At 51.3% G+C, this 2637-nt stretch carries 3 protein-coding genes and 1 tRNA gene; 2 read left to right on the forward strand and 2 right to left on the reverse strand.

Annotated elements, in window-relative coordinates; all coding sequences use genetic code 11:
- The coding region (locus VI895_12510) for a hypothetical protein (protein HLG20621.1) at positions 1 to 975 on the reverse strand (975 nt) is incomplete at its 3' end.
- Between the two features lie 14 nt (positions 976 to 989).
- Positions 990 to 1100 (reverse strand) — tRNA-OTHER (locus VI895_12515).
- A 257-nt stretch (positions 1101 to 1357) separates the two neighbouring features.
- Between VI895_12515 and VI895_12520 the strand changes: the two genes are divergently transcribed.
- Positions 1358 to 2068, forward strand: a complete 711-nt coding sequence (locus tag VI895_12520; protein ID HLG20622.1) for a carboxypeptidase regulatory-like domain-containing protein — start codon at positions 1358 to 1360, stop codon at positions 2066 to 2068.
- Positions 2069 to 2443: 375 nt separating this feature from the next.
- The coding region (locus VI895_12525; protein HLG20623.1) for a hypothetical protein at positions 2444 to 2637 on the forward strand (194 nt) is incomplete at its 3' end.

Raw genomic sequence — 2637 nt, forward strand, 5'->3', positions numbered from 1 at the left:
CCGAATCAGCCCGGTCAGCTCAACGTTTTCCTTCTGAGTCGAAAAGTCGCCCAACTTCAGTCGGGTAAGCTCCAGAGTCCGGTTGAAATGAGATAAGAGCTCAGCGGCTGTATTACGCATCTTTTCCACCGAAGGATTGACTTTGTTGCGGGAATCTCCCAACGCCCCATCGACCAACAGCTCCGCGTAGCTCCTAATCGCATCGGGATTTTGGAACTCGTGGGAAAGATTGTTAATGAGATCATCCTTGACGCGGTTCGCCTTAAAAATTTCTGTCAACGCGTTGCGGAGATTCTGATTTTGCGTCTGAATGACTGTCACCGCTTTCCCCAGGCCGATAAATGAAGTTAGCAGCAGAAGCCCAAGCCCGCCGAAGATCGCCGAGCCAATCAGCCATCCGGAGTTACGGATGGTAACGAAAAGCGGATCGACGTTCAGATAAACCTCGGCGACTCCATCGACTGTCTTGCTTCCACTGAAGTAGATGGGGACATACAGCTCCATGAGATTGCGAAAGGTGCCCCGCTCAAACCGATGTTCCTCCTTCTCGAGGGCGGAAATTTCGGCCTCGACGTGACCTTCCAATGCCTTTAGGAGATCGGGGTTTTTCTTGGCATCCGGGGCTATCTCTATTAGCGCCACCGCATCGGACCAGATGAGCGTCCCCTCCCGGTTGTAGATTTTGACTCTAATGACCTCCGGAAGCGAAAAAAGATCGGTTATTTTTTCTCGAAACAATTCCCAGTCCGTGCCTTTTTTGACACTTTGAAAATCTTTCTCCGTGAGTTTGTGAGCGAGAATGGCGTTAATGTACTTGGCGCGGGTCTCTTTTGTTTCGGTTACCAAATGACCCTCGAACGTACGCATCCCGAGCTGAAACAGTATGATCGCGATGGCGACAAAACCAAGAAGGCCGGCGACTGCAAAACGGCCGAATAGCCGAGTCGGGGAAGTTACGGGTGGAAAGTCGACCATAAATCAAATGGCCTTGGCGTCCCTACAGGGATTCGAACCCTGGTTTCCGTATCGATCCCCTCTTTTCCGTTTCGCGCTTTCGACAAGAGGGATAACAGCGTCCTGGGCCGCTAGACGACAGGGACAACAGAAGTAAGCAGCAAAACCAGTACCATTTCCGAAAGCAAATGGATATGCTTGTCCTAGACATTTGTACTGTACCAAGAGCAGCAATGTGGAATGGGGTCCTCTCTCTTGTGCCTGAGAAAATTTCCAGATGTATTCCTATTGGCGGGAAAATCGGTGCTTAACATTCGCCCACCCTGCGCGCGCCAGAAGCAGTGACCGTTCTGGCGTAGAATTTGCTCAGGTCACTGACAAATTTTTTGAAAGGATGGAAACTATGGAATTAAAGTTGATGGCTGGACGAATCGGCAGAACGCTAGTTGCGGTGTCTGGGGGATTACTCATCCTCGGCGTATTTCAACCACTCTGGGCCCAGTCCGGAGGTAGCATTTCGGGGCGCGTCGTGTTCGTCGGAGACGCACCGCAAGCGAAGAAGGTGAAGGTGACAAAGGATAATGAGAAATGCGGTTCGGAGATCTTGAACGAAGAACTAATCGTCTCGGCCGACCGTGGGATTAAGAATGCTGTTGTCAGTGTTGCTGGAGTGAAAGGAAAGCCCCAGGGCAACCCCACACTGGACCAGAAAGGATGCACCTTTGCTCCTCACGTCGCGATTGTGCCGACGGGAGGATCTCTGGATATTCTTAATAACGATGGCATCCTGCACAATTTCCATACCCATAGCAGCAAGAATGCGGTCATTAACAAAGCACAGCCCGGCTTTAAGAAAAAAATGACAGAAACCTTTGCGCAGGCGGAGGCAATAAAGGTTGTCTGTGACGCGCATTCGTGGATGGCAGGTTGGGTTGTCGTTACCGATGACAAATCCGCGGTGAGCGCGGATGGCGGCGCCTTTAAAATTGCCAATGTTCCGCCGGGAACACACAAGGTCGAAGTGTGGCATGAGACCTTGGGAAAGCTGACTAAAGAGGTTACCGTCAAAGCCGGTGAGGAGGCTAAGATAACAATCGAGTTAAGCAAGAAGTAACTACGTTCGGACTGACGTCCGTGCAATACTCCCTCTCCGAGACGTTCAGAACGCCTCGCCCAATGGCGGGGCGTTCTGACGTCGGGGGCTGAACAATCGAGAATATCGCCGCCCGCTATTTGCACAGGCTCAACTTCGGTTTTTGTTGGGAAATTCCGGTCGTAGATTCCTTCCCCCAAGAAAAACTCGCCAGGGCCATATCCGCTCAATCTAACGAGGTAATCGACATCACATCCCAACCCACTACGACCTAAAAAACCATTTCTACATGTTTTCGAGGTGTTATCTCGCAGTATTCCTTGAACACGCAAGTGCCAACAGGCCGGTTTCCGCACATGCGCAACAATGGCACACCAATTGCCACTCTGACGATGTGTGATATCCGCGCATAAAGATCGGTCCCTAATCAGTTCGCTCCAAAGCTGGCTCGCGCTACCGGAAGCGGCCGACTTCTATTTTCTCTTTCTTCGGCTTCTTACCATTTTCGGCGGACTCGTCTGGTTTTTGGTTGCGCCTTACGGCCCAAGCGAACAATGGATTCTGGCTTGGATGCTGGTCGCGTACATAGT

The organism is Bdellovibrionota bacterium, from assembly GCA_035292885.1.
Taxonomy (GTDB): domain Bacteria; phylum Bdellovibrionota_G; class JALEGL01; order JALEGL01; family DATDPG01; genus DATDPG01.

Bases quoted from the DNA above. Each gene is read 5' to 3' on its own strand.
- VI895_12520 (HLG20622.1), top strand. From the start codon at position 1,358: ATGGAATTAAAGTTGATGGCTGGACGAATCGGCAGAACGCTAGTTGCG.